Below are 24160 nucleotides of genomic sequence, written 5' to 3' on the forward strand. Positions count from 1 at the left end.
CTCGATCTGATTCAATGGCGTCATGACATCGAAGCCGGACGACCTTCCTTCGGATCTCACGAGAGCCTACCTTGCTCTGCTGGCCGAGCGCGAGGCGTTGCAGGCTGAACGCGATGTGGCAGTCGCGGATGCCGCCAACGCGCGGGCGGAGCTATCGGACAGCGAGGTGCTGATCGCTCATCTTGAGCTACGGATCGAGAAGCTCAAACGCGAACTGCACGGGCAGCGCTCCGAGCGCACGGCGCGTTTACTCGAGCAGTTGGAATTGGAGCTCGAAGAACTCGCCACCACGGCGACCGAGAATGAGCTTGCCGCGCAGGCCGCAGCAGCGAAGACGCAGAACGTTCGCCCCTTCATGCGCAAGCGGCCGGTTCGCCAGCCATGGCCGGACGACATCGAACACGAGCGCGTCGTCATTGAGGCTCCAACGAGCTGCGCCTGCTGCGGTGGATCTCGGCTGGCGAAGGTCGGAGAGGATGTGACCAAGACGCTGGAGGAGATCCCGCGTCGCTTCAAGGTGATCGAGACGATACGCGAGAAGTTCACCTGCCGCGATTGCGAGAAGATCAGCCAGCCGCCGGCACCGTTCCATGCCACGCCGCGCGGCTTCATCGGTCCGCAATTGCTGGCGACAATGCTGTTCGACAAGTTCGGCATGCATATCCCGCTCAATCGCCAGAGCGTGCGCTTCAAGGCTGAGCGGATCGACCTGCCGCTGTCGACGCTGGCCGACCAGGTCGGCCACGGAACCTTCGCCGTCATGCCGCTGTTCCAGCTGATCGAGCGTCATGTGCTCGCGGCCGAGCGCCTTCATGGCGACGACACCACTATCCGCATCCTGGCGAAGGGCAAGTGCACGACCGGCCGGATCTGGACCTATGTGCGGGATGACCGGCCGTTCGCCGGGCCTGCGCCGCCGGCGGCGGTCTATTATGCCTCGGGCAACCGACGGGGCGAACATCCTCAGAAGCATCTGGCCGCCTTCGCCGGCATTCTGCAGGCGGATTGCTATGGCGGCTTCGAGCCGTTGTTCGACCCAAAAAGGAAAGCAATGCCGATCACGCCGGCGTTTTGCCTGGCCCATGCGCGGCGGGGATTCTTCGAACTGGCTGACATCGAGAAAGCCGCCCGGGAAGGCCGCAAGGGCAAACCGGTCTCCCCGATCGCGCTGGAGGCGGTCAGGCGTCTGGATGCGTTGTTCGAGATCGAGCGCGCCATCAACGGCCGTAGTGCCGACGAGCGGCGTGCCGTGCGCCAGGAGCGGAGCAAGCCGCTGCTCGACGACATGCATGACTGGCTGCTCCGCGAGCGAGAAAGCCTCTCGCGCTCCGCCGAGGTCCTGAAGCCCATGAACTACATGCTCAAGCGCTGGGACGACTTCGTCCGCTTCCTCGACGATGGCCGGATCTGCTTGACCAACAATTGCGCTGAGCGTGCATTGAGAGGCATTGCCTTGGGAAGGCGCAACTGGACCTTCGCTGGTAGCCAACGTGGCGCCGACCGTGCCGCGATCATGCTGACGATGATCACGACCTGCCGCCTCAACGACGTCGATCCAAAGGCCTGGCTCGCCGACGTCCTCGCCCGGATCGCCGATCTTCCCGCGTCGCGGCTGCGCGAACTGCTGCCCTGGGAATGGAAGCTCCTGCACCAAGCCGGCAAGTCCGCCGATCAGCAAGCCGCCTGACCTTCACGCAACGCCATCGTAGAACTCGCCGCGCTCGCGCGCATGTGTCAATCAGGCGGCCTTCGTCGTATGCGTACGCCCTTCGCGAGGACGTCAGTAAGCGAGCGGCTCGGCATCAACGCCATTGACTTTACCCGCTTCAACAGTCTCGGCGAGCTTGTCGTAACGAGCGACCAGGGAGTTCTGGGGCCTCTAGCTGTCGGCCGGCTCGGGGGCTCGACTGCATCGCATCCCGTCGTCAACTTAGAGCGTCATGTCCGCCAACCGCGCGGCGCATAACGCAAAGCCTTGACCATCTCACTCATCTGCGCGAGTTCACCAGCTTGCACGCACATCTTGGCAAACGTCAGCTGGCCTAATTAGGGCTCGAATATGGAGGCAACAAGCCTGGGACGATACTCAGCTCGCCCCTATCGTGATGAACAAGGTTTTTTAACTCTTCACCTGTCCGCCAAAGAAGCCAATCGTCATCCACAAGATGGTCTTCCTCCAAATGCAATACCGATCCACCGGGTTCACAATGCTGCGGATCGTAGACGCCCTTATCGACTGACCAGCCCCCTGCCAATCCGACTGCAAAATCGGGAGCCCACAGCGCAAAGGATACGCAGCGCACTATTCTCCCCATGATCTTAGGAAGACTTTGTCCACGAAAGTCTTTGCGGACCCAAACATCTCCGTGAAAAGCAACTTTCCCGGTAATCTTCTCCGCAGTGGGTGCTCTACAAATGCAACGGTCATCGGGATGTGCGTGCTTCGCCGGGTCAGCGTAAAAGAACTTTAGTGATTCGAGATGTTCTGCCAGGTTGCTGTGCGAAAGGTCATAAAGTCGAGCGGCCTCTACAAGCGCAACCGCATTGTTCTGGTCTACGCCGATGATCCAATATCCTTGGCCCAATCCGATTGGTGAGCGATCAGGCCGGAAAATTGGATATGTCGGCCCCTTGCCTGGAAGAGCACGTGTGATCATAACGTACTCATTGAAATCGAATCCGATGGAGAGTTTGATGTTCTTTTCGGAAGCGGGCCCATCATAAAGATGAAGAAAATGTGAGACGTCTATCGGGTTGGTCGCGCTTCTCATGATATCTCGATCTCCGTGATAGCCGTGTGGTTGCATTCGTGCCGGGTTAGCAGTTCAAAAGGTAGGCCATTTTACGCGACTCGAGATACTACCTACTCTAGTGAGGAATAGCGAAGTCACTGGCCATGCCACCACGCCGTTTTTCGGTCTTGCCACAGAGAAGGTTGGGAGTGGAGTTGCCGACGCCGAACGCTCACTTAACGTCCGGTTGCGCCAAGTGGCGCGCTCGACGCGGGATTCGCTGCTATCGAGAGCTGGCTTCGCGCGGCATGCGGAGGACGGTGGTCTGCACGGCTAGAATGCACGAACTGGTCGGTTTCATGTGAGGGTCGCCAAGCAGGTGGCCTGATGGCCCTCTCATCATCGTTTATTACCAGAGAAGGAACCACGGTACAAAGAATGCCCGTGAGCCACTTTAGGGTCGCGCAAACACCGACGCCGCAGTGAGATCGGATCATACCTTGGGCGCACAATCGAGAATACGGTAGCTAACCCGCGCATCAGAGCGTGATCGTTCAGGTTCCGCCTCCACCGAGGCGCCCACCGTCAGCGTCGATGGCCGATCAACGATCGTGCGAACCTCTCCTGAGAGGTGACAACATCAGAGCGCCGTTCTGATTCCACCTGCTCTTGGCACCAGGATCGGAGAGGGGGATGTCCCGGGTTCTGTTGAATTTCTGAAGAGGTCGGCGTTGCCCACCTTGAGCCGGTAGGCTCGGGGTGCTGATTCCACAAAGGAGAGCAACGCCATGACGAGAGATATCACACCGGCTGGTTCGCCGGCGACCGGGGCTGTGGACGAAGCGTTTGCAGAAGTGCGGGCGAGCTTCGATCGGTTCTGCCTTGCGGCAGGGATCGAGGCGCTCGGCACGATGATGGAGGCGGATGTCACGGCGGCCTGCGGGCCGCGCCACGATCGCGACGCGGCGCGGCGGGCGCACCGTTGGGGCCGAACGCGGGGACGGATCGGCTTCCACGGCGGCAAGATCGAGGTCGAGCGCCCGCGGGTCCGGGGCGTGGATGGCGGCGAGGTCACGATCCCGAGCTGGGAAACGGCGGCGCAGGAGGATTGGCTCGGTCGCTGGGCGATGAACCTGATGCTGATCAATGTGTCGACGCGCCGGTTCGGCCGCGCCGTCCGGCTGCCCGAAGGTGACGTGCCGGCACCGCCCGGATCGGGGGTTTCGAAGTCGGCGGCCTCGCGGAGGTTCGTAGCGCTGTCGGCGGCGCGGCTGGCTGACTTCATGGCTGCCGATCTGTCCGCGCTCGACCTTCTGGTGGTCCAAATCGACGGGCTGCATCTCGGCGACGATCTCGTGCTGGTCGCCGCGATCGGAGTTGACGGCGAAGGCAACAAGCATCCGCTGGCGCTGGTGGAAGGGGCGACCGAGAATGCCGCAACGGTTCAGGCCCTGCTGGACAACCTGGTCTCGCGCGGGCTCGACCCGACGATGCCAAGACTGTTCATCGCCGACGGCGCGAAAGCGTTGTCGAAGGCGATCCGCCGCACCTTCGGTTCGGCCGCTGCGATCCAGCGCTGCCAGATCCACAAGGCGCGCAACATCATGGAACGCCTGCCGAAAGAGCATCATGCGCCCACCCGTCGGGTGCTGCGCCAGGCGTGGGAGCTCGATGACGCCGACAAGGCTGAAAAATTGATCCGCAATCTCGCGCGTCGCCTCGACCAGCAATGGCCCGGCGTCGCGGCCAGCATCCTCGAAGGCCTCGACGAAATCCTGACTGTCGTCCGGTTGAAGCTGCCGAAGGAGCTTCGTCGATCGCTCGCCTGTACCAACATCGCCGAGAACATGATGGGCACCATTCGCCGCGTCACGCGCAACGTCAAACGCTGGCGGGATGCCGGTATGGCCTTGCGATGGGTCGCGGCCGGCATGATCGAGGCCAACAAGGGCTTTCGACGATTGAAGGCGCATAAGCAATTGTCGGTTCTGCGTGCAGCCCTTCAAGCTCACCACGATCGCATGACGATCAAGCCCGTTGCCCACGTCTCGAGGGCCGCGTAACATTCATCCCGGCAACGTCGGCCCGACGTAGTTCAACACCGATCGGGACATCCCCTCGGAGAGAGTCACGACCTCTTAAGGCGTCGGCTCGTGTCTATGCCAGACGATACTATATCGGAAGCAGCGATGTGTCTGTTGGAAGTGATCGCGGCAATCCACGTTACCCGACGAACGAGGCTAATACAGGGACAAATGTTGATGTGGCGACCGCAGGCACCTAGCCGCGGTCAGCGCAGGTTAACAGCGCCGGTTTGTACCGGCACTGGTAAATGCGCCAGGAGCAGTGGTGCGCCAGAGCTGCACCGCAAGCCGAAGCCGTATCTCGGGGACATCGAGATTGAGGTCGATGGCAGCCCCCTCCGATCGGTTCGCAGAGCCAACCCGGCAACGACTACTCCAATTGTCCATGCACCGAAGGGCGGGCCGGTCATCGAGCTGTCCGGAGATGATAGTAATCACGCCAGTCGACTTCAGCACCAAATGGTGAGCGAGGATTTAAAGGCTGCCCCGTTCTCGGCCGCTGTTACGTATTCCGGACCAAGCGGGCCAAGCCCATCAAACTTGTCTTCTTGTACGGAAAGGCTTAGCCCTTTCCGCCAGGCGCTCGAGGGAGACCTTCTTTCTTGCCCAAATGTCCGAGATGGATGTGCTGCGTTTGTCATTTGGGATGATCGGCGCTGCTCGACGGCCCGACTGGTGGCTGGTCCATTGCTGCTAGAGCAAGGTGCTGACGTCTGTACGAACCTCTTTTGAGTACGAGCGGCAAGTGCAGCCGTCGCCAAAGCTGGCACGATGGAACAGTCGTCTTGATAGATACCCATGTTCGTGAGGCTCGAGCGAGAAGTGGGCGTGCTGTTCGCAGGAATGGACGATGCAGGTAGCGCTGCGGAGTTGTTACGGCATCTCGATCGGTGATGAGGTGACAATGCGTGTCGTCGATCGGCAAATTGTTCACTGCCTCAAACACTTTTATGAACCGACGACAACCCGGCAGGTTCGATCACGAGCTTGCGTCCAAATCGCGGTCGCCGACACTGTGTTGGTTCGAGGTTCTCGGATACGTCTTTGTCCTGTAGATGGTCGTCTTTTCTTCCTTGATCTCCTTTTTAATCATGTGAATGGCCTCCTCTGTGCAGCGACCGAAAGGACTTCCTGCGGGTTCGCTAATCGCAAACACGAATATGCTTTTGATCAAGGGCGTCCGTAAGCATCTTGCCAGGGTTTCCGCAATCATCGTCGGTCGTTCAAACATAGTCGGGAAGCCGCTGGCACAACTCCTGTTACGAGAAAATTGCACGGTTACCATAGCGCACTCCAAGACCGACGACCTGCCTTCGGTCTGTTATCGTGCGGACATTTTGGTTGCCGCGGCTGGACGGGCAGGGTTCATTCGTGGCGATTGGATCAAACCTGGTGCAATCGTCATCGACGTCGGCATCAATCGCATCGAACGCGACGGCAAGCAGCAACTGGTCGGCGATGTGGATTTCGAGCGTGCGCGCAGCGTCGCTGGCGCGCTGACACCAGTCCAGGCGGAGTGGGTCCGATGACCATAGCCTGCCTGCTCAGGAATACGATCGAGGCGACCTGCCGCCCGACGCGGTATTTCTTCGCCGCTTGCCAATGGAACGGACTACTCGCCGCAGCGCGGGCTCCGTTCGAGCTCGGGCGCTTGCCCTTCCAAATACCGATCGAACACAACTTCCAACGAGGTGTTTGAGTTGATTTTGCTAGAGGGCTGACGGTCCGTTCGTCGGGTGGTCAGCAAGCGAAGACGCGCCACCAGGTTTTGTCCCCGCCTCTTTTCGTTCGCGGTTTTGGATGGATGCGCCCCACCTCGGCGATCGGTTAGCAGGTTAGGAGCATGTCGGCGTTATCGCCGGCTTTCATGCCATCGTGGACTTCGTTCCACAGTAAGCAATTGAATCATAAACTCCAGCTCCGCGATGATTTCGCCTTTCTACCGACCGGGCGCGCGCTTTTGTGTCGTTAACGGTGCGGTGGACGCACATGTCAGCCATGCGGCCGGATCATCCTCTGCAGTTTGAACAATGCGGGTACCGACCTGAAGCGAAAGTCATCGCCTTTAACTCCGACGACCGGACCGTCGATGGGCGACCTGTTCGGTGAGCCGCGACGCAGACATAACGATCGTAGCCAATGCGGGCAAGGCCACCGCAAACTTAGCTTCAGGGAACCCTCTGACCGCTAAAGGCCAACAGCGCCGGCCGAAGGCTTGCGCTGTGGATACCGCTCGGAGCGTATCTCGAGGGATGAAACGCTTACTTCCGGCCCGCCACCCGCCACGGGTGTTCGTCGACAGCGACCGCTAGGCCCGTCACGCCTCCGGGCGGTACAGCTCAAGCCTGGAAACGAGGCGAGGTCATCTACCGCGCTGTTGCCTCGCAGCGTGCGTCCCCCGGAGATGGGCCATCATCCGTGTTGTGTTGCTCAGCTGTACGGTGTTCCGGTTTAAGCTAAGCATCATGGAGAAATATTTCACGGCTTGATACTGCTGATAACCACGCTAGGCCGAAGCGTGAATTTGGTGGAATCAATTCGACTACGCAGACTTTCGGATAGTGGCGGCGCCACATCAAAGAACTTCGAATTTGCTTTTTGATAGATTTTCGCAAGGATAGGAACGGCATTTGCTGACGCGAGTGCCAGGCGCTTCGCCAAATTCACAAAGGCGCGCATACCATGCGTCGTCATGAACCGGTTTGTTCTTCGCTCTGATTTAGCAGGAGGGTATTTTGGCCGAGCAAGAATTCGTGAAGAGGCATTACCCAACGCACAGCCGTGAAGGTAACATGTCGATTGAAAGCCCCCCTTCACCCTGTCATCAACCACCCTAAGGCCGAGGCTTATGTGCGAGTATTCGGTGAACGTTTTCCGCAAGTCCGAGTCATTGTGGCGCCGGATTCTGATCGGCTAGAGCGATACATAGGTAAGGCGCACGCATTGCTTGCTTATCATTTCCCAGTTGAATTGTTCGACCGGGGCAACGAAATTGCGTTTGGTTCCGATCACTTAGCGCGGGTGTTGATTCCATGTTACCGCGTGACAGGGCGGACGATATAATCGTGACCAATGTTCGAGGTATGCATGGCGGCTTAATCGCGGATTAGGTGATGGGCGGCGTGACGATGCTGAATTGGGATTTCCGCAAACTTCTGAGCGAGCAGGCGGAGCGCAAATGGAACTTTCGATCCGTAACGCCATTGGCCGACAAAACGCTCGGCGTCGTTGGGTTGGGTTCGATCGGGGCCACTATCGCTCGGCGCGCGAAGAGCGCGGGGATGACTGTTGTGGGCGCGAAGCGGGATATTTCAGTCGCGGTCGAAGGTATAGACCGGTTCTTCGGCTCCGATGAGCTGAAGGAATTACTGCCGCTCTGCGATTTCGTGGTTCTGGCCGTGCCGGCTACGCCGGAGACAGCCGGTCTTATCGGCGCCGATGAGAGCGCATGCATGCGACGTGATGCATTCTTGATCAACATCACCCGGGACAGCGTCGTCTTGGAGTCCGAATTGATTGGCGCCCTACGGGCGGGCACACTCGCAGGCGCGATGCTCGACATTTTCGAGCGCGAGCCGCTGCCGCAGGATAGCCCGCTGTGGGCATGGCAAAACGTGATCGTAACGCCCCATACTTCCAGAATCCTCACACTATGTGGAGCGAGCGTTTGAAATCGTTGCAGACAACATCGAACGCTAACTTAAAGGACTGCCGCTGAAGAATTTGATTGATCTGCGACGAGGCTATTGAGCGCTTGACGCGAGCACCGCGAAGATGCGCGACTGCTTGTCCCAAAGGTGCCAAGCTTTGCTGGCTCGGTGAGGCCAGCACAATGCCGTTTCTGGCGAGTGAAACGGGAGCGCCTGAACGGCAGTCCGATAGCTGAGTACTCACGGTTGGGACATCACGCTAATGCCAAGCCCCCTCTCCGCGATTGCTCTTGACTGAATGTTGGCGGCACGGCCAGAACTAGACCTGGCGTGTCGGAATTGAACCGGAAGTGGGCGACAAGCTCTCACCCAGTGTGGCACGAACCGCATCGTGGGGAATGGCAGACAATTGTCTGTTATGATTGTCGAGTCCGTGACATATGCTATCCGCGCCTCGCACCTTGCCGTCACTCACGTAAGCCGTTGAAATTGATAACTAAGAAATGGACATTCATTGGTCTTGGTCAATTGGCACGAGTTTTGAGAGTCTGCCGTCAGAACCCCGAGGCGCCACCAACGATATTCATGTCATGAGCGAGATATCATTCTCCCTCTTTTCGCCAAAGGGTTGAAACGGTGGCTGATACGGAGACTTAGTATGCGGGCGGCGCTGAAAAGCTTGTCTCATTTTGATTACGCGGTGGTTGCCCATCTAAAGATAGAGCCCGAGCAAGAGGACTTTGTGGACTCACTGGATTTGGTTTTCTCAGAACTTCGAAACAGCTCGTGGCCTGGCCTTGAGCACGCCTTCTCCATGGTCGCCAGCGATGAGGTCGTCGGCTTTTTTGTTCTCCGTGAGGGTGCGGCGTTACCTGAATGGGCCTACCCAAACGCCATGACTTTGCACAGCCTTTGCGTGGACCGAGCATACCAGGGCATTGGATACGGTAGGGCAGCGACTAAACTTGCCGCTCGATGGGTCTCTAAAAACCGTCCATATGTCGGCAGTCTCATGCTTGGCGTCAATGTACGCAATGAGACAGCTAGAGCTGTTTACCTGAAGTCGGGGTTTCGGGATACGGGGGCGACTCACTTCGGCCCAAGCGGCACTCAGAACATTCTTGAACATAAGATCGGTTTGGGAGGATAAGTGTGATCCTTGTGTTCCTTTTTGCCCTCGTGGTGGCAAGGGATTCGGGCCACTCAAATCTGAGCAAGCCTACATTGATGTCACGACTGGCGGTGATCGCTTGCTTGGATCAGGACGTTCTCAGCAGCAGATTGCGGATTTTCGCCCGCGTCGCAGCCTCTCTATGCGGTCCATGCGCGGCATTCTTGGCATCTCCTTCTCCGTGCAATGCGGGAAGGGCACGATGAAATATGCGGTGAAGCGCGTCCGCGCCGAGCAAGCTACTGACCAAAACCAGCCTATCGAGGCGGCAGTTGGGTCACCTCGAAGCAAAATTCCACCGCTGGCCCCGGCCCGCCCGCTGTGCCGTGGAGCAGCACAAGGGTGGCCCACTCATCACAGAAGCAGGAGGAGAGGCATGCTATGCTGCACGAGACCATAACGCAATTGATCGGGCAGACGCCGATAATGTCGATTGACATTCCCAACCGGGACACCCGTTTGATGCTAAAAATCGAAAAAAACAATCCCGGCGGCTCGATGAAGGACCGCATGGCGCGAAGCATGGTTCTGGCTGCGCTGAAGGATGGGCGCCTCGCTCCAGGCGGCACCATTGTTGAATCTTCTTCTGGTAATACCGGTATAGGCTTGGCTCTCTCCGCGTTGGACTTTGGCCTGCGCTTTATCGCTGTGGTCGACCACCATGCGGCACCCGACAAAGTCAGGATGATGCAGGCCCTCGGCGCCGAGATCCGCTATGTTGAAGGCGAGTTTGCGGAAAACGAAGTCGCGGTTGTCGAGAGGCAGCGCCTGGCGGCACGGCTCGCCGCAGATCTTAGCGGCGCACTATTCATGAACCAATCTGACAATCCCGCAAATCCGGAAGGCTATGCCGCTCTCGTTGAGGAGCTGATCTCTCAACTTCCCAACGGCATCGACGCGTTTGTCGGATGCGTTGGGACCGGCGGATCCATGAGCGGTATTGCGCAACGGCTCAAGCGCCATAAAGCGACGGTGCGCGCGATCGGCGTGGAGCCGGCTGGATCCATCATTTTCGGAAAACCCGCGCATCCCTATTACCAGTCGGGTACTGGCATGCCCGCGGGTGACGCGGTCGGCAAGGTCCTGGACTATGGATGCATCGATGAGGGCGTACAGGTGACCGATACTCAAGCTTTCGAGACCGCGCGTTACATCGCTCGGCGCAAAGGACTTTTAGTCGGTGGGTCTTCCGGGGGAGCTATCTACAAAGCCCTGGAATTCATCGCCGCAGGCAAGCTCACCGGTACGGTCGTAACACTGGTCGCCGATGGGGGCGAGAAATATCTGAGCACGATTTTCAACGAGGACTGGATGGCTAAGCGCAGCTTGCTCAATCCAACGATCGCCCCCCAGTTGGACCAGTGGCTCTTCGGAAAGAAGGACGCAACCTGAGTTGACGCATGCGCGTGCCAAGGTGCGTTTCGAGGCGACGCCGAAAAAACAGCTGCTTCGGTCTTGGAATCGGCGGCAGCAAACTGCGGCGCTGCGGATTTTTTCCATGTCGCCAGACATTTACGATGACCAGCGCTTCACAAAATTTGGAGCCTTGGCGATGATGACGTGTAGATGGCTGATAATTCGCAGAACTTGGCGGCGTCGGTTTGGCCAGTACCTTGCCGACCAGGGCTTCCCCATCCTCGAGCCGCACGTTGATGTTCCGGCCGACAGCTCTGGAGGAGCGCCCATGCTCCTGCGCACCAGGGTAGCAAGTCGCTCAATGCCGTTGCAGAAGTCTCTCCATTGGGGCATCGGACACCCGAACCACACCCGAGAAAACTGATCACCGCTCCAAACAGAGGGGATGTCCCGGGTTCTGTTGAATTTCTGAAGAGGTCGGCGTTGCCCACCTTGAGCCGGTAGGCTCGGGGTGCTGATTCCACAAAGGAGAGCAACGCCATGACGAGAGATATCACACCGGCTGGTTCGCCGGCGACCGGGGCTGTGGACGAAGCGTTTGCAGAAGTGCGGGCGAGCTTCGATCGGTTCTGCTTTGCGGCAGGGATCGAGGCGCTCGGCACGATGATGGAGGCGGATGTCACGGCGGCCTGCGGGCCGCGCCACGATCGCGACGCGGCGCGGCGGGCGCACCGTTGGGGCCGAACGCGGGGACGGATCGGCTTCCACGGCGGCAAGATCGAGGTCGAGCGCCCGCGGGTCCGGGGCGTGGATGGCGGCGAGGTCACGATCCCGAGCTGGGAAACGGCGGCGCAGGAGGATTGGCTCGGTCGCTGGGCGATGAACCTGATGCTGATCAATGTGTCGACGCGCCGGTTCGGCCGCGCCGTCCGGCTGCCCGAAGGTGACGTGCCGGCACCGCCCGGATCGGGGGTTTCGAAGTCGGCGGCCTCGCGGAGGTTCGTAGCGCTGTCGGCGGCGCGGCTGGCTGACTTCATGGCTGCCGATCTGTCCGCGCTCGACCTTCTGGTGGTCCAAATCGACGGGCTGCATCTCGGCGACGATCTCGTGCTGGTCGCCGCGATCGGAGTTGACGGCGAAGGCAACAAGCATCCGCTGGCGCTGGTGGAAGGGGCGACCGAGAATGCCGCAACGGTTCAGGCCCTGCTGGACAACCTGGTCTCGCGCGGGCTCGACCCGACGATGCCAAGACTGTTCATCGCCGACGGCGCGAAAGCGTTGTCGAAGGCGATCCGCCGCACCTTCGGTTCGGCCGCTGCGATCCAGCGCTGCCAGATCCACAAGGCGCGCAACATCATGGAACGCCTGCCGAAAGAGCATCATGCGCCCACCCGTCGGGTGCTGCGCCAGGCGTGGGAGCTCGATGACGCCGACAAGGCTGAAAAATTGATCCGCAATCTCGCGCGTCGCCTCGACCAGCAATGGCCCGGCGTCGCGGCCAGCATCCTCGAAGGCCTCGACGAAATCCTGACTGTCGTCCGGTTGAAGCTGCCGAAGGAGCTTCGTCGATCGCTCGCCTGTACCAACATCGCCGAGAACATGATGGGCACCATTCGCCGCGTCACGCGCAACGTCAAACGCTGGCGGGATGCCGGTATGGCCTTGCGATGGGTCGCGGCCGGCATGATCGAGGCCAACAAGGGCTTTCGACGATTGAAGGCGCATAAGCAATTGTCGGTTCTGCGTGCAGCCCTTCAAGCTCACCACGATCGCATGACGATCAAGCCCGTTGCCCACGTCTCGAGGGCCGCGTAACATTCATCCCGGCAACGTCGGCCCGACGTAGTTCAACACCGATCGGGACATCCCCCCAAACAGACGTTCTAAAACCTGCGTTTAAACGACCGTCAATAGGATTATGCGAGCGGCGCAAGCCCTCGTTTCGAATATGCTCGACCTTATAACGGGCCGCTCCGCAGGGGGCGCTAAATGGAACTCTGCTGGGCCACATCGGCCGGAGCAAGAGAGCGGGATTGTCTGCTGTAGATCGGAGGACCTCGTCGGCCGTGATGGCACAGAATGATGTTGTTAGAGGGTATTGACGTTGCCAAAGAGAAGGGGATGTGTGCATTCGTTCCTTAGGAACGAGGCGATCCTTCCAAGCGCGCCCAGGGGCCACCGCACTTGGCTTCGCAAGCGCCCATTGACAAGGCGATGATGGGCGAGTGGCGGCTATGAGCGTGTCTGGGCCAAGGTGCTGCGCGAGGTCGGTGTTGAGATTCGGATCCTCGATCCCGGGCCCGCAGTTTTGCGCTGTCGGCCGGACGGCTGGCAAAGAACAATCCGATCGACGCCGAGATGATTGCCTGGTTCGCCGAGACATTCAGCGATGCGCCGAGCCAGACGTACGATGCGGCACGTGAGGAGTTGCAGGTGCCTTGGTTAGGGTGCGCGTCCAATTCCAAATGCCACCATCACAAACCGCTGCGGCAACGCGGCAACCGTATCGCCGAAGTCGGAGCTCGTCCGCGTGCGAGATAACCAGGACAGACATGCCGCGACCAACCAGGACAGGCAATACCCTGCCCAGCAGGGTTACTGCTGTTTCTTCTTTGCTTTTGACGCAAATGACTGTTGGCGGCGCGCATTGGGCGCACTGGCGGGCAAAAGCAGCCTACGAATTAGATCGTCGCACGCAATCTGTACGCTCTCCACCTCCAGGCCGAAGGATACTCCGATCCTTTGAAGGCCAGCTTCGACTTTGGCGGAAACATCCGCGCTTCGTGGATCATCGTCAGGCACTAACCTCCTAGCGACGACTTCGAAGGCCGTTAGTGTCATTCGGCCTGCAATATTGACCTCCTAAGCCGGGGGATCAGCGTCCAAAATTGGGTCTGACTCATTTCTGATGAAGTTTGCCGGGCGACTGTGCTTCTCAAGCGGAGAATCAGCGCCATGCGGACGGGCTTTCATATCTCATCGCTAGTACCGAGTGGTTTGGTGTTTGATGGCGTAAGTGACTCAATGGATTCGCTTATTCTGGCTGTTAGGTCGGAATGCGGAGGCTCGGTGCCCTTTGTGTGCGACAGCGTCCAGCCGCATCCATAGCCGCTACGTCCGGCACGTTGCCGATTTGCCATCAGCGGGCAGAAAGGTGCGCCTCCGATTGCTCACGCGGCGCTTCACATGCGAGGTGCCGCATTGCCGCCGGCAGATCTTCGCGGAGCGGTTCGGAGAAGACGTCGTTCCGCTCCGACGGCGTCGAACGGCACGGCTCGAACACATCGTCCATCACCTGGGGTTGGCGCTCGGCGGCCGGCCGGCAGCCAGCTTCGCCAAGCGGCTCATGCTGCCTGTCAGCAACGATACCTTGCTGCGGGTGGTCCGCCGGCGGACGGCGATGCCGACGGATCCATTGCTTGTTGTGGGTATCGATGCCTGGGCGTTCCGGAGAAACCGTCGGTACGGGACCATCGTATGCGATTTGGAGCGTCGGCGGATCGTTGCCTTGCTGCCCGACCGGGAAACGGCGACCGTCCAGGCGTGTCGAAGCACCCGGGCATCAACATTGTGTCGCGAGATCGCGGTGGTGGATATGGCGAGGCAGCAGCCAAGGCGCTGCCGAACGCAATCCAGGTCGCCGACCGCTGGCATCTGACGGAAAACGCGAGCGCGGCCTTCCTTGATGCGGTGCGCCGCTCCATGAGTAAAATCCGAACCGCAATCAGGGCGACGACGATCGATCTTAAACTGCTGACCTGCGCGAAAAAGCGTCGCTATCAGGGCTATCTGCGGCGCCAGGACAGCCATGCCGCAATCGCGGCTCTTGTCAGCGACGGTGTGCCGCTCAAGGAGATCGTCCGCCGCACAGGACATAGTCGCAATCTGGTTCGCCAAATTAGTCGCGGCGGCGGTACGGATGTCTTCCGCACCCGTCAAAGCACCCTGGATGGGCACCTGCCGTTCCTGGACGCGCAGTGGTCAGGCGGCTGTCGCAACGGTGCCAAACTCTGGCGCCGTTTGAGAGGGCAAGGCTTTAAGGGATCACTGCGCGTGGTGGCAGAATGGGCCACGCGACGGCGACGCGCCGAGACTATTAGCCGTCAACAATTGCAGAAGGTCCCCGCCGCCAGGAACACGCTCTCGTTGGCCGCTTCCACGCGATGGTCCGAAAGAGGGCCGAGGTCGAGCTCGAATCCTGGATAGATGAATCCAAGCGGAGTCTCATTGGCTCATTCGCGAATGGCATCGCCAACGATAAGGGCGCGGTGCACGCGGCAATCACGCAAGCGTGGTCCAATGGCCAAGTGGAAGCTCAGATCACCAAGCTCAAGCTGGTCAAACGACAGGTGTACGGGCGCGCTAAGCTCGATCTCCTTCAAGCAGGCTGATTGGCGCGCCATAAAAATAAACACGATCATCGAATATGCGTCAGAGCCCAAAATTGACCCCCGCATTGTCTCACCCAAAATGTTACTGGACAACTTCTCGCCGATGACTGGAGCGGCACCACCGAATCGTGTCGGTGTCGTCAATGGCGGGAAGGATCAGCATGGGCGCGCGGCGCGAAGTGGTGTCGGCGGTGATGGAGCGTTACCGATCGGCCAAACGGGCGGAGAAGGGGCGGATCCTCGACGCGCTGTGCGCGACGACGGGCTGGCATCGCAAGCATGCGTTGCGCGCACTCCGGCGACGCGCGACGGGTGGGCCTGACGGAGTCGAGGCACCGCGGGAGCGCAAGCGTAGATATGGTGCGACGATCAAGGACGCGACGACGGAGCTGTGGGAGGCGTCGGGTCGGGTGTGCGGCAAGCGGCTCAAGGTGATGATCCCGACCTTGCTGCCGGCCCTCGAGCAACATGGCCGATTGCAGCTTGGCCAGGCGGATCGTGACTGTGTTCTCGCGATCAGCGCCGCAACCATCGACCGCCTGCTCGTCGATGTGAAGATCGCGGCGAGCGGCGGCAGGCCGCGCCGTGCCGGATTCTATTCGGCCATCCGGCGCGAGGTCCCGATCCGCACGTTCAATGACTGGAACAGCCCGCCGCCTGGCTTCTGCGAGGTCGACATGGTCGCCCATGGCGGCACGTCGGTGGCTGGCTCGTTCATCCAGACCCTGACGATGGTCGATGTCGCCACGGGCTGGACGGAGTGCCTGCCGTTGGTGACGCGCGAAGGTTCGCTGGTCGTCGAGGCGATCAACCGCGCACAGAGCCTGTTCCCCTGGCTCCTGCGCGGCGTAGACTTCGACAACGACAGCGCCTTCATGAACGATGTCGTCGTGCCATGGTGTCGCGAACAGAAGCTCGAAGTCACACGCTCGCGCGCGTACAAGAAGAACGATCAGGCGTTCGTCGAGCAGAAGAATGGTCCGTCGTCCGCCGCCTCATGGGCTATGGCCGCTTCGATGGCGTCGAGACGGCGCGCGTGATGGGCCGACTCTATGCGGCGGCACGGCTTTACGTCAACTTCTTCCAGCCGTCGTTCAAGCTGAAGGAGAAGCGCCGCGAAGGGGCTAAAGTGATCAAGCGCTCATGCTCCGTTGACGCCCTATCAGCGCGCGCTGGCCCATCCCAAGTTGACCGCGGCTGTAAAGCGGCGGCTACGTGATCAGTATCGCTCGCTCGATCCGGTCGGGCTGTTGGCCGAGATTCGCGCAACCCAGGACGAACTCGGCAATCGCGTCGATCGTCGTGCCGGACAGGCGCGCGGCCTGCAACCCGCTTGCACGAGCACCGCGCCGGCGACCGCAGCGACGTTCGCGAAGACGCTCCGCGAGACGGCGACGGTCGGCGAGCCGCATGCCACGCACCGGCGCACCCGTCGGCCCTATAAGACCAGGGTTCGCATGCCGTCCAAGCTCGACCCGCATTATTGCTGCGATCGAGGGTTGGCTCGCCGAGCAGCGGCAGTTAACTGCACTCGCAATTGTCGGCCGGCTGAGCGAGAAATACCCGAGGAGTCCGGGACGGGACAGCATTCGATTGTGCGGCGTCTGCTGAGGACGCTCAGACGGAAGGCTGCCGAATAGCTGGTTGCTGGGGGCCCGCTCGGCGACGCCACGACCGCTGCCCCATTGCCCGGGGTTGTGGACGGCTCGGGCTATGTAGGGCCCGACCCGCCCACAGCCCCTCTCGTCGAGCAAGCCGGGAAAGCTACCTGGCGCGGCCGATCAGCCGACATCGCATCGGCCGCTGCAACGGCTGCATCAGGGTAACATTCGCAGATGCGGCAATACGAGGGCGCAAATTTGCAGGCCCACTGACACGCCGGTCTCCGGATGGACCTGAACTACCGGATGCTCGGTTTTGTAGATCGTGACGGTGAACACCTCGTCGAAGTGCTCCTGTCCGCCTCCGTCGCGCGGGTCTTCACGGGGGCGGATGGTCTGACTGACGCGCTCGTGCCCAACTGAGACCCACGCGGGTCTGCACGAAAGCATCGTGTTGCTGCGATGAACTCGCATAATTACGGCTTCACGACTGCCGCACACTGTGACAGTACCGCTTTCGAGCGGGGTGTCTATCGAGGCGAAAGATGCGATCTAGTTTGCCAAACGAATAAAGGAAGAGCGATGAACGTTGTCGGAAGCCGGAGTGCGAACGCGGCGCTGCGCGAGGCGGTGCGCGAGGTCGTACGTGCCTATGCGGCGCACAATCCCTATAGCGCTAAGCACTATGCGTCCGCCTGTCAGGTCATGCCAGGTGGCAACACTCGCACAGGACCGCGCTCTCCGTCGAGGTTGATGATGCCGCTCGCGACGCTTTCGCTGGCGGATTTGACCGCTCTGAGGGAGCTATCGCCAAATTTTGGTGACGGCCGGGCCGGTCAGGCGGCGGCGGTTTTGGGCTGACGGTCGGTCGCTGGCGATAACCTCGATCCCCTTGTTGAATGTCACACCGAGAATGAGTTTTGGCAAACCATCGAGACGACGCCAGTTTTTCTGGGCGCCCTCGACCAGTTTGAAGACCATCGCGAGCGCGGTCTTGTTGGATAGGCAGCCCGTCGATCGGATAGTGCGGTGGCGCACGGTGGCGAAGGTGCTTTCGATGGGGTTGGTCGTGCGCAGGTGTTTCCAATGCTCGGCCGGGAAGTCGTAGAAAGCCAGCAGCGTGTCTCGATCCTTGCGCAGGCAGTCGGCGGCCTTCTCGTATTTCAGCGCGTAGCTCTCGATGAAGGCGTCGAACGCCAGCTCGGCGGTGGCCTTGGTCTTTCGGCCATCCAGATCTCCTGCAACGCGCGTTTGGCTCTCGGGTACGGGCTCTTCGGCAGCTTGGCGAGCACGTTCGCGGTCTTGTGCACCCAGCAGCGCTGCTCGCGCGTTTTCGGCCAGACCTCACCGGCCGCCTTCCAGAACCCGAGTGCGCCATCGGCGATGACGAGCTGCGGGGCCATGTCGAGCCCGCGCCGCTTCAGATCGAGCAGCAGATCGCGCCAATCGTGCGCGCTCTCCCGGGCAGCTTCGATGAAGCCGACCAGTTCCTTGCGGCCTTCCGGCGTTGCGCCGATCAGCACGAGGATGCATTGCCTTTCGTTTTCGAGCCGCGCCTCCAGATGGATGCCATCAGCCCAGATGTTGACGTAGCGCTTGCCCGAGAGATCGCGCTTCTGCCACGCGGCATGCTCGTCGAGCCAGCCGTCCTTCAGGCGGCCGATCGCGGAGGCCGACAACCCGGCAGCATGCTTGCCAAGCAGCGCCGCCAGCGCCTCGGAAAAGTCGCCGGTCGAAATCCCCTTCAGATAACGGACCGGCAGCAGCGTCTCGATCGAGTTCGAGCGGCGCATGTAGGACGGCAGGATTCGACGGCGCGAACCGGATGCGGCCAGGATCGGCAGCGGCGGCCTCGCGATCGCGTACACGCGGCTGGCGGACGGCGACCGGACCGATACCGGTCATCACCTCGCGCTCCGGCAGGTGGCCATGGCGGACGACGCGCTGGTGGCCGTCCCTCGGCCTTGACCGCCTTGGCGAGAAGGGCACGTGCCCCGTTGCGCAAGACTTCTGTGAGTTGATCGTCGACGATTCCCGGCTGAATCAGCTCGATGACGTTATCGTTGGACACGGCATATCGCTCCTTCGGTGGAGAAGTGGAGGCGTCAAGCACGCCCACGATATGCCGCCTTCCCGATTCCCGCCGTCACCAACTTTGGGCGATAGCGCCCTCTTTCTGAGGAGGCGAAGAGCTTTGCTTTCGACATGCTGCGACTGAGATGCATCTCGCTGGGACCTGATCAGCAGTTTAAGCACGCGCGATACGTTCAGGAGAAGAACAATGCGTTACGGTAGCCGCCCAAAAGCGACGTCTATGTTCGATCCGAGCCGTCGCGGCGTACTTGCCGCGGGTGTTACCGCACTATCGCTGCCGTTGGCCGGACGGGGGTCGGCCCAGCCCCAATGGCCGACCCAAGTTGTGAAAGTTGTCGTGCCTTCGCCGCTGGTAGTACCACTGACATTCAGGGCCAGCTGATGGCGCAAAAGCTATCGGAGGAATACGGTCAGCAGTTCATCGTCGAAAACAAGCCCGGCGCCGACGGTAGCACCGGCGCGGATTTCGTGGCGAAGTCCAATCCGGATGGCTATACCTTGGTAATCGGCATTCCCGGGCCGCACGTGATCAACAAATACATCTATAAGAACCAGCCTTTCGACGGCGCAAAAGATCTCGCGCCGGTGGTGGTGATGTCTTCGCAATCACCGGACCTACCATGACCGCTCCAGCCTCTCAGCTTTTGCAGAACGTTCAGCACACTGACCAACAACGCAAAGGCGAGGGAGAGGCGGGTAGCCATCGAGGCCGTTCTCCATCAACGGACCCGGATGGGCTTGCGCATATTTCGCAATCGGCGATAGCAGACGATGAGCTCTCTAACTGCCGGATGAAAGTTCAGTGGCAGGTCACCGCTTAAGGCTACCTGCGTTTCACTAGCGCGAACTGATTAGGCGGCCGCTCGAGACCAAGATTCTCCCTTAGAGTCTGCCCGGAGTATTTGGATCTAAATTTTCCGCGCCGGCGTAATTCGGGAACGACGAGCTCAATAAAATCCTTGAGACCTTCCGGAACCGTTGGCGGCAAAACATTGAAGCCATCAGCAGCATGTTGATCGAAGGTTTCAACCATCACGTCGGCAATTTCGACCGGCGTTCCGACAACCATGAGATGGCCTCTGCAATCCGACACCAATCGGATCAGTTGCCGCCAGGTCAGTTTCTGACGCACGGCTAGTTCGACTAGCACTTTCTGACGGCTCTGGATAGAATTCGTTTGCGGCAACGCCGCGGGAACGAATGAGTCGAGATCTACCGAACGGAGATCGGTAACAGACCCAAGCCAAAGATCTGCTGCCCCGATTAGAACGTCAAAGTGCGTATACGACTGCAGTCTTTGAAGCTTGTCGTAGGCTTCTTGAGTGGTTTTCCCCACTATCGGAACAATGCCCGGCATGACCAGCAGTTCGCTGTCAGCTCGTCCAAGTGCCCGCGCCTTCTGTTTGAGAGTTCCGTAGTATTTTTTACCATTTTCCAGAGACGGTTCGGAGGTAAACACGACATCGGCGACTTCTGCAGCGAAGGCACTTCCGGCAGTAGACGCACCCGCCTGGACCAGGACCGGGTAGCCTTGCGGAGGCCTTGCAATATTAAGGGGTCCTCTCACCGAGAAATAGTCTCCGCGGTGATTAAGTACATGCAGCTTCGTAGTATCGACGTAAATACCAGTCTTCTTGTCGCGGACGAACGCGTCATCCTCCCAACTATCCCAAAGACCTTTGGCGACATGTACGAATTCCCTCGCTCGGGTGTAACGCGTGTCGTGATCTGGAAGTACGCGCTCTCCAAAATTGTGCGCTTCAGAATCCGTTGCCGATGTCACAATATTCCAGGCCGCGCGTCCATGCGATAGGTGATCCAGTGATGCGAACAGCCGCGCAACATGATAAGGTTGGTAGTAAGTTGTAGTCGCTGTTGCTACTAGACCGATCTGTTGCGTTCGCGATGAAAGCGCCGACAACAACGTGATTGGCTCTAGACCATCGTTACGGCCTACGCGTTTCATGCTTTCACGATCATCTACTACGGCTTGGTGATCAGCGAGAAATACGAAGTGAAAGGCGGCAGCCTCCGCCAGCGCCGCGATATCAGCAGCATGTTCAAGATCAAGTCCGCCATTTACTGGTGTACGCGGATCGCGCCATGCGCCTTCATGATATCCAGTCCGGGCCAGATATAGTCCGAGCTTCATTTCATCATTCGCTCGCATACCTCATTCTCCTAGTGCAACAGGAAAGACAATTTGCAACGCACGCTTCGAAGACGCTGGAAGATCTGGACGAAATTGCCGATTGGGGCCCCACCGTCAGACCTGCTCGAGCTCCGACAGCTTCGGCTTAGCAGGGCATCCACCTCTTCCTTTCGACAAAACGAACTTGGGAGCGAGCAAATACGACCTTGTTTCGACTGCTGTCGCGCAGTGCATTCAGCTGGGTGGAACGTATTCATTATATAGAGCGCCATCTCCCAAATTGGTCCACTTGCGTACCTGAAAACTGACAACAACGGACCTACAAAGTTGGATAGGTACTCTTGGTGTTTGGTGGTGCCGAAAGCGTGGACGCATGGAGACGTCGAGGAGCTGCGCTGCAAGCACGCGGTAGTCACGGAACGAGCGGTGTACTGCTATGAACCACGAACCGAGCTTTGAGCAGAAAGCGCGCAAGTACGAGCATGGCTCGAACCGCCGGATCGCCAACCGCACCGTCGAGGGCGCCGCGCCCGTCGCGCAATCTCGCGGCTCGGCAGCCCGGCCGCCTTCATCCTGATCACATCGCGCACACGGCGCATCGGTAGCCTCTCCGTCGCATCCAGAATTACCTTCGTAAAGCCGAAAGGGTTGAGCTATGGGAGCCAGAAGAGGCCTCGTCACCCGGGCGACATCATCCTGGAGTGGTGGGCGACTTCAAATCGGAATGGTCGACGAGATCATCGGAATGTTGGGCGACATCGATCGGAATCCGCATATCGCGAACTGGGCCTGCAATTGCGAAACAAAACGCCAAAGCAACGGGTCAAGGCCAAGCCGCGCGATGACAGCCGGCCAGCGACGCGGGTCAACGAGATCTGGGCGATGGACTTTGTCCATGACCAGCTGGCGACCGGCGGCTAGCTCCGGGTGCTCACGATCATCGATATCTTCTCCCGCTTCTCACCGGTGCTGCAGCCACAGTTCACCTCCCGCGGCACGACATCGTGGCGATGCTGGAAAGGGCCTCCCAAGGAAGTGGGATTCCCGGCAACGCTGGATCAAGGCAGCGAGTTTTCGTGTTCGCGCGATCTGGACTCATGGGCCTACCAACGCGGTGTCACGGGTCACTCCGGGGTTGACGGCCGCGAGCGCGGCTCCCAAACTGGCGACTTCCCCTTCGTGAACTCGACGTAGGTGGTCCGAAGGTTTGCCGATCGAGACGTCCGCATCAGGCTGAGATATGGCCGTGACGCATGCTGACGAATCAAAGGTTGATCTGGGAGCCCTGCCGGAACATCTTCGGTCCACCGGATATTAGCTGTGGCCGAACGCCGCGACGCACAGACGAAAAAACGCTGACAGATCCTTACCCGGCTTACCGTTTGCACCGTCCACCAAAATCGCAATGATCTCTGCGGCCGCATCAGCCTCCGTAGCCCCTGGACGGATGACCTCTTTCGCCCGCAGCATCCCGCATCCGCAATGCCGGCGGACTCCAGCATCGCGGCTATCTCGAGATCCAACTTAATCCCCCGGATCCAGGCGACCGCATTGATGAAATCTACGATTCTAGTTACCGGTATTCTCGCCTTGGATTTTTCGATTGCTTGAGCCGTGATGAATTTCATCTCGATCCCGATTGCCTGTTGGAAAGACCATTGTCACAGGGGAGGTCAATCCCAGCATAATAGCCGTCCTTGTTAGGTTGGCGACAAGGGCATCCGAGTAGCCGACGACACGGCTTCTATCGATGAGCATCTCATGCATCGCCGCCGGTGCGTCCATTTGCCGTGTAAAGAAGCTCGGCTCTTTGTCTTTCATGGAAACGATGAGGCCTTGCGGCACATGAGCAGATTTGGAGGTTAGCCGGAAAGATAGGTGGTGATGTTGGCCGGATCTGTGACGACCAGCACATGTACATCGCGGCGCTCCATTTCGCCTTTAGTGCGGATATTCTGCGCAGATATCAGAACGCGGGAACGCCTGAGGCCCTTTTGGCATTGCCATGACTTCACTCTTTCTGCCGGAAGTCAGATTCTTCAGTTTGGCCTTGTGGCAAGCTAGGGCGCGGCGCCAGCCAGCCTCGCCAAGCGTTGATTAAGACCGTGTTATGCGCCCAAAAATACCATTGCGCCTGCTGGAAGTACGTCAACGTACGGCAGCATTTGTTCTCTAGTCTCTGGCGCGTCGATCATTGCCGCTCGAAGCTCGTGCGCCGAGATGCGCAACGCCACACCGGGCATTAAATAGTACAAGAGCGCGCTGCAAAGCAACGGTCGTTCTCAGCGAAACCGAAATACTGAGAGCCAAAACGACGGACCACTACGGACGGCTCTGTCTTTGAGCTCACAACCCGAGAGATCGCCAGCTTCGATGAGGTAGACGTCGCCAACCGACTTGCCTGTTTCATGAATAATTCTGTGCGCTGGAGCTCGACCGCGGCCAGATCAGGCCGCAGTCGGTCGAATGTTGGGGAGACAGCGAGGCAAGGACGAAATTGTTCACCTTTCGCATTGAAATGCGAAGAAAGATCAACGAATGGCAAAGTGCCATTTCAGAAGCGCTACTCCGCATACGTGCCCATGGGACTCGGCACACATGGCTGGCCATTTCGTGGCTCCAATGTATGCCGGGTTCGCCGAATTGAGATCGGTTTGACCGTGTCTCACTATCAGTGCAAGTCCCAGAACAATCAGCTCATGAAACAGCGTTATGCTTGAAGAGTAGCAATATGTCGATTTTGACTACTGCAACGAGCCCTGTGTCGAAGTTCGAATTCAGCGTCCGAGCGATCTTTTTGAAGGATTTCACCACGACAATCGTCCGCTGTGCTGGCGGCGACCCAGCCATCGGCGATATCAGGGGCGCAAAGGTGACCCGGATGTGAGCACCCGCAACGGCCCGTCAATGATGCGGAGTATTGATGCGA

15 protein-coding genes and 5 pseudogenes are annotated in these 24160 nt (G+C 59.5%); 12 read left to right on the forward strand and 8 right to left on the reverse strand.

The genetic code is table 11. From position 1 onward, the window contains the following. Positions 1-22 precede the first annotated feature (22 nt). The gene (gene tnpC / locus RX329_RS36495) at positions 23-1687 is read left to right on the forward strand and encodes an IS66 family transposase (RefSeq protein ID WP_085357270.1); all 1665 of its coding nucleotides are present in this window, start codon (positions 23-25) and stop codon (positions 1685-1687) included. 355 nt (positions 1688-2042) lie between these two features. Here the strand turns inward: tnpC and RX329_RS36500 are convergent, their stop codons facing one another. After that, on the reverse strand, positions 2043-2771 hold the full coding sequence (locus tag RX329_RS36500) for a hypothetical protein (RefSeq protein WP_317245152.1): 729 nt from the start codon (positions 2769-2771) through the stop codon (positions 2043-2045). 749 nt (positions 2772-3520) lie between these two features. Here RX329_RS36500 and RX329_RS36505 point away from each other — a divergent pair. Together RX329_RS36505 and RX329_RS36510 are read left to right on the forward strand one after the other, a co-directional pair. Then, positions 3521-4795 carry an IS256 family transposase gene (locus RX329_RS36505; RefSeq protein ID WP_317245153.1) on the forward strand — a complete coding sequence of 425 codons (1275 nt, stop codon included), beginning with the start codon at positions 3521-3523 and terminating at the stop codon, positions 4793-4795. Positions 4796-6021: 1226 nt separating this feature from the next. Continuing rightward, positions 6022-6389 (forward strand): annotated as a pseudogene (locus RX329_RS36510) (bifunctional methylenetetrahydrofolate dehydrogenase/methenyltetrahydrofolate cyclohydrolase); the annotation flags it as partial. Positions 6390-7294: 905 nt separating this feature from the next. Here the strand turns inward: RX329_RS36510 and RX329_RS36515 are convergent. Continuing rightward, on the reverse strand, positions 7295-7510 hold the full coding sequence (locus tag RX329_RS36515) for a hypothetical protein (protein WP_317245154.1): 216 nt from the start codon (positions 7508-7510) through the stop codon (positions 7295-7297). Between the two features lie 419 nt (positions 7511-7929). Here RX329_RS36515 and RX329_RS36520 point away from each other — a divergent pair, with 419 nt between their 5' ends. From RX329_RS36520 to RX329_RS36545, 6 genes and pseudogenes are all read left to right on the forward strand, one after another. Beyond that, complete coding sequence (locus tag RX329_RS36520) at positions 7930-8487, forward strand: NAD(P)-dependent oxidoreductase (protein ID WP_317245155.1); 558 nt, start codon at positions 7930-7932, stop codon at positions 8485-8487. Between the two features lie 637 nt (positions 8488-9124). Beyond that, a complete protein-coding gene (locus RX329_RS36525; RefSeq protein WP_317245156.1) occupies positions 9125-9616 on the forward strand; it encodes a GNAT family N-acetyltransferase in 492 nt (163 codons plus the stop codon). 402 nt (positions 9617-10018) lie between these two features. Then, positions 10019-11029, forward strand: a complete 1011-nt coding sequence (locus RX329_RS36530; protein ID WP_317245157.1) for a cysteine synthase family protein — start codon at positions 10019-10021, stop codon at positions 11027-11029. A 504-nt stretch (positions 11030-11533) separates the two neighbouring features. After that, a complete protein-coding gene (locus RX329_RS36535) occupies positions 11534-12808 on the forward strand; it encodes an IS256 family transposase (protein ID WP_317245158.1) in 1275 nt (424 codons plus the stop codon). 1140 nt (positions 12809-13948) lie between these two features. Further along, positions 13949-15384: pseudogene (locus RX329_RS36540) on the forward strand (ISL3 family transposase). A gap of 161 nt (positions 15385-15545) precedes the next feature. Further along, positions 15546-16424: a transposase family protein gene (locus RX329_RS36545; protein WP_317245159.1), complete on the forward strand. Its 879-nt coding sequence runs from the start codon at positions 15546-15548 to the stop codon at positions 16422-16424. Positions 16425-16595: 171 nt separating this feature from the next. On the opposite strand, the gene RX329_RS36550 is transcribed toward RX329_RS36545, so the two are convergent. From RX329_RS36550 to RX329_RS36560, 3 genes and pseudogenes are all read right to left on the reverse strand, one after another. Beyond that, positions 16596-16796, reverse strand: coding sequence for a hypothetical protein (locus RX329_RS36550; RefSeq protein ID WP_317245160.1), 201 nt, complete (start codon positions 16794-16796; stop codon positions 16596-16598). A 465-nt stretch (positions 16797-17261) separates the two neighbouring features. After that, positions 17262-17378: pseudogene (locus RX329_RS42160) on the reverse strand (TauD/TfdA family dioxygenase); the annotation flags it as partial. Between the two features lie 443 nt (positions 17379-17821). Beyond that, a pseudogene (locus RX329_RS36560) lies at positions 17822-19056 on the reverse strand (IS256 family transposase). A 404-nt stretch (positions 19057-19460) separates the two neighbouring features. On the opposite strand from RX329_RS36560, the gene RX329_RS36565 reads away from it, so the two are divergent. Next, the gene (locus RX329_RS36565; protein ID WP_317245161.1) at positions 19461-19703 is read left to right on the forward strand and encodes a Bug family tripartite tricarboxylate transporter substrate binding protein; all 243 of its coding nucleotides are present in this window, start codon (positions 19461-19463) and stop codon (positions 19701-19703) included. A 199-nt stretch (positions 19704-19902) separates the two neighbouring features. Here the strand turns inward: RX329_RS36565 and RX329_RS36570 are convergent, their stop codons facing one another. Beyond that, on the reverse strand, positions 19903-21249 hold the full coding sequence (locus RX329_RS36570) for an LLM class flavin-dependent oxidoreductase (RefSeq protein WP_317245162.1): 1347 nt from the start codon (positions 21247-21249) through the stop codon (positions 19903-19905). A 418-nt stretch (positions 21250-21667) separates the two neighbouring features. Here RX329_RS36570 and RX329_RS36575 point away from each other — a divergent pair, with 418 nt between their 5' ends. Then, a complete protein-coding gene (locus RX329_RS36575; RefSeq protein ID WP_317245163.1) occupies positions 21668-21808 on the forward strand; it encodes a hypothetical protein in 141 nt (46 codons plus the stop codon). A 194-nt stretch (positions 21809-22002) separates the two neighbouring features. Then, positions 22003-22219, forward strand: a pseudogene (locus tag RX329_RS42165) (IS3 family transposase); the annotation flags it as partial. A gap of 326 nt (positions 22220-22545) precedes the next feature. Here the strand turns inward: RX329_RS42165 and RX329_RS36585 are convergent. Together RX329_RS36585 and RX329_RS36590 are read right to left on the reverse strand one after the other, a co-directional pair. After that, positions 22546-22701 carry a hypothetical protein gene (locus RX329_RS36585; protein ID WP_317245164.1) on the reverse strand — a complete coding sequence of 52 codons (156 nt, stop codon included), beginning with the start codon at positions 22699-22701 and terminating at the stop codon, positions 22546-22548. 99 nt (positions 22702-22800) lie between these two features. Continuing rightward, positions 22801-23052, reverse strand: coding sequence for a hypothetical protein (locus tag RX329_RS36590; RefSeq protein ID WP_317245165.1), 252 nt, complete (start codon positions 23050-23052; stop codon positions 22801-22803). Between the last annotated feature and the right edge of the window lie 1108 nt (positions 23053-24160).

The organism is Bradyrhizobium sp. BWC-3-1 (assembly GCF_032917965.1).
Lineage (GTDB): Bacteria > Pseudomonadota > Alphaproteobacteria > Rhizobiales > Xanthobacteraceae > Bradyrhizobium > Bradyrhizobium canariense_D.

Coding starts and splice junctions, on each gene's coding strand:
- RX329_RS36585 (WP_317245164.1), bottom strand. CDS start 22,701: ATGCTGCGGGCGAAAGAGGTCATCCGTCCAGGGGCTACGGAGGCTGAT.
- RX329_RS36590 (WP_317245165.1), bottom strand. CDS start 23,052: ATGAAAGACAAAGAGCCGAGCTTCTTTACACGGCAAATGGACGCACCG.
- RX329_RS36575 (WP_317245163.1), top strand. CDS start 21,668: ATGAACCACGAACCGAGCTTTGAGCAGAAAGCGCGCAAGTACGAGCAT.
- tnpC (WP_085357270.1), top strand. CDS start 23: ATGACATCGAAGCCGGACGACCTTCCTTCGGATCTCACGAGAGCCTAC.
- RX329_RS36500 (WP_317245152.1), bottom strand. CDS start 2,771: ATGAGAAGCGCGACCAACCCGATAGACGTCTCACATTTTCTTCATCTT.
- RX329_RS36545 (WP_317245159.1), top strand. CDS start 15,546: ATGGGCGCGCGGCGCGAAGTGGTGTCGGCGGTGATGGAGCGTTACCGA.
- RX329_RS36515 (WP_317245154.1), bottom strand. CDS start 7,510: ATGACGACGCATGGTATGCGCGCCTTTGTGAATTTGGCGAAGCGCCTG.
- RX329_RS36570 (WP_317245162.1), bottom strand. CDS start 21,249: ATGCGAGCGAATGATGAAATGAAGCTCGGACTATATCTGGCCCGGACT.
- RX329_RS36505 (WP_317245153.1), top strand. CDS start 3,521: ATGACGAGAGATATCACACCGGCTGGTTCGCCGGCGACCGGGGCTGTG.
- RX329_RS36520 (WP_317245155.1), top strand. CDS start 7,930: ATGGGCGGCGTGACGATGCTGAATTGGGATTTCCGCAAACTTCTGAGC.
- RX329_RS36530 (WP_317245157.1), top strand. CDS start 10,019: ATGCTGCACGAGACCATAACGCAATTGATCGGGCAGACGCCGATAATG.
- RX329_RS36550 (WP_317245160.1), bottom strand. CDS start 16,796: ATGCGGCTCGCCGACCGTCGCCGTCTCGCGGAGCGTCTTCGCGAACGT.
- RX329_RS36535 (WP_317245158.1), top strand. CDS start 11,534: ATGACGAGAGATATCACACCGGCTGGTTCGCCGGCGACCGGGGCTGTG.
- RX329_RS36565 (WP_317245161.1), top strand. CDS start 19,461: ATGGCGCAAAAGCTATCGGAGGAATACGGTCAGCAGTTCATCGTCGAA.
- RX329_RS36525 (WP_317245156.1), top strand. CDS start 9,125: ATGCGGGCGGCGCTGAAAAGCTTGTCTCATTTTGATTACGCGGTGGTT.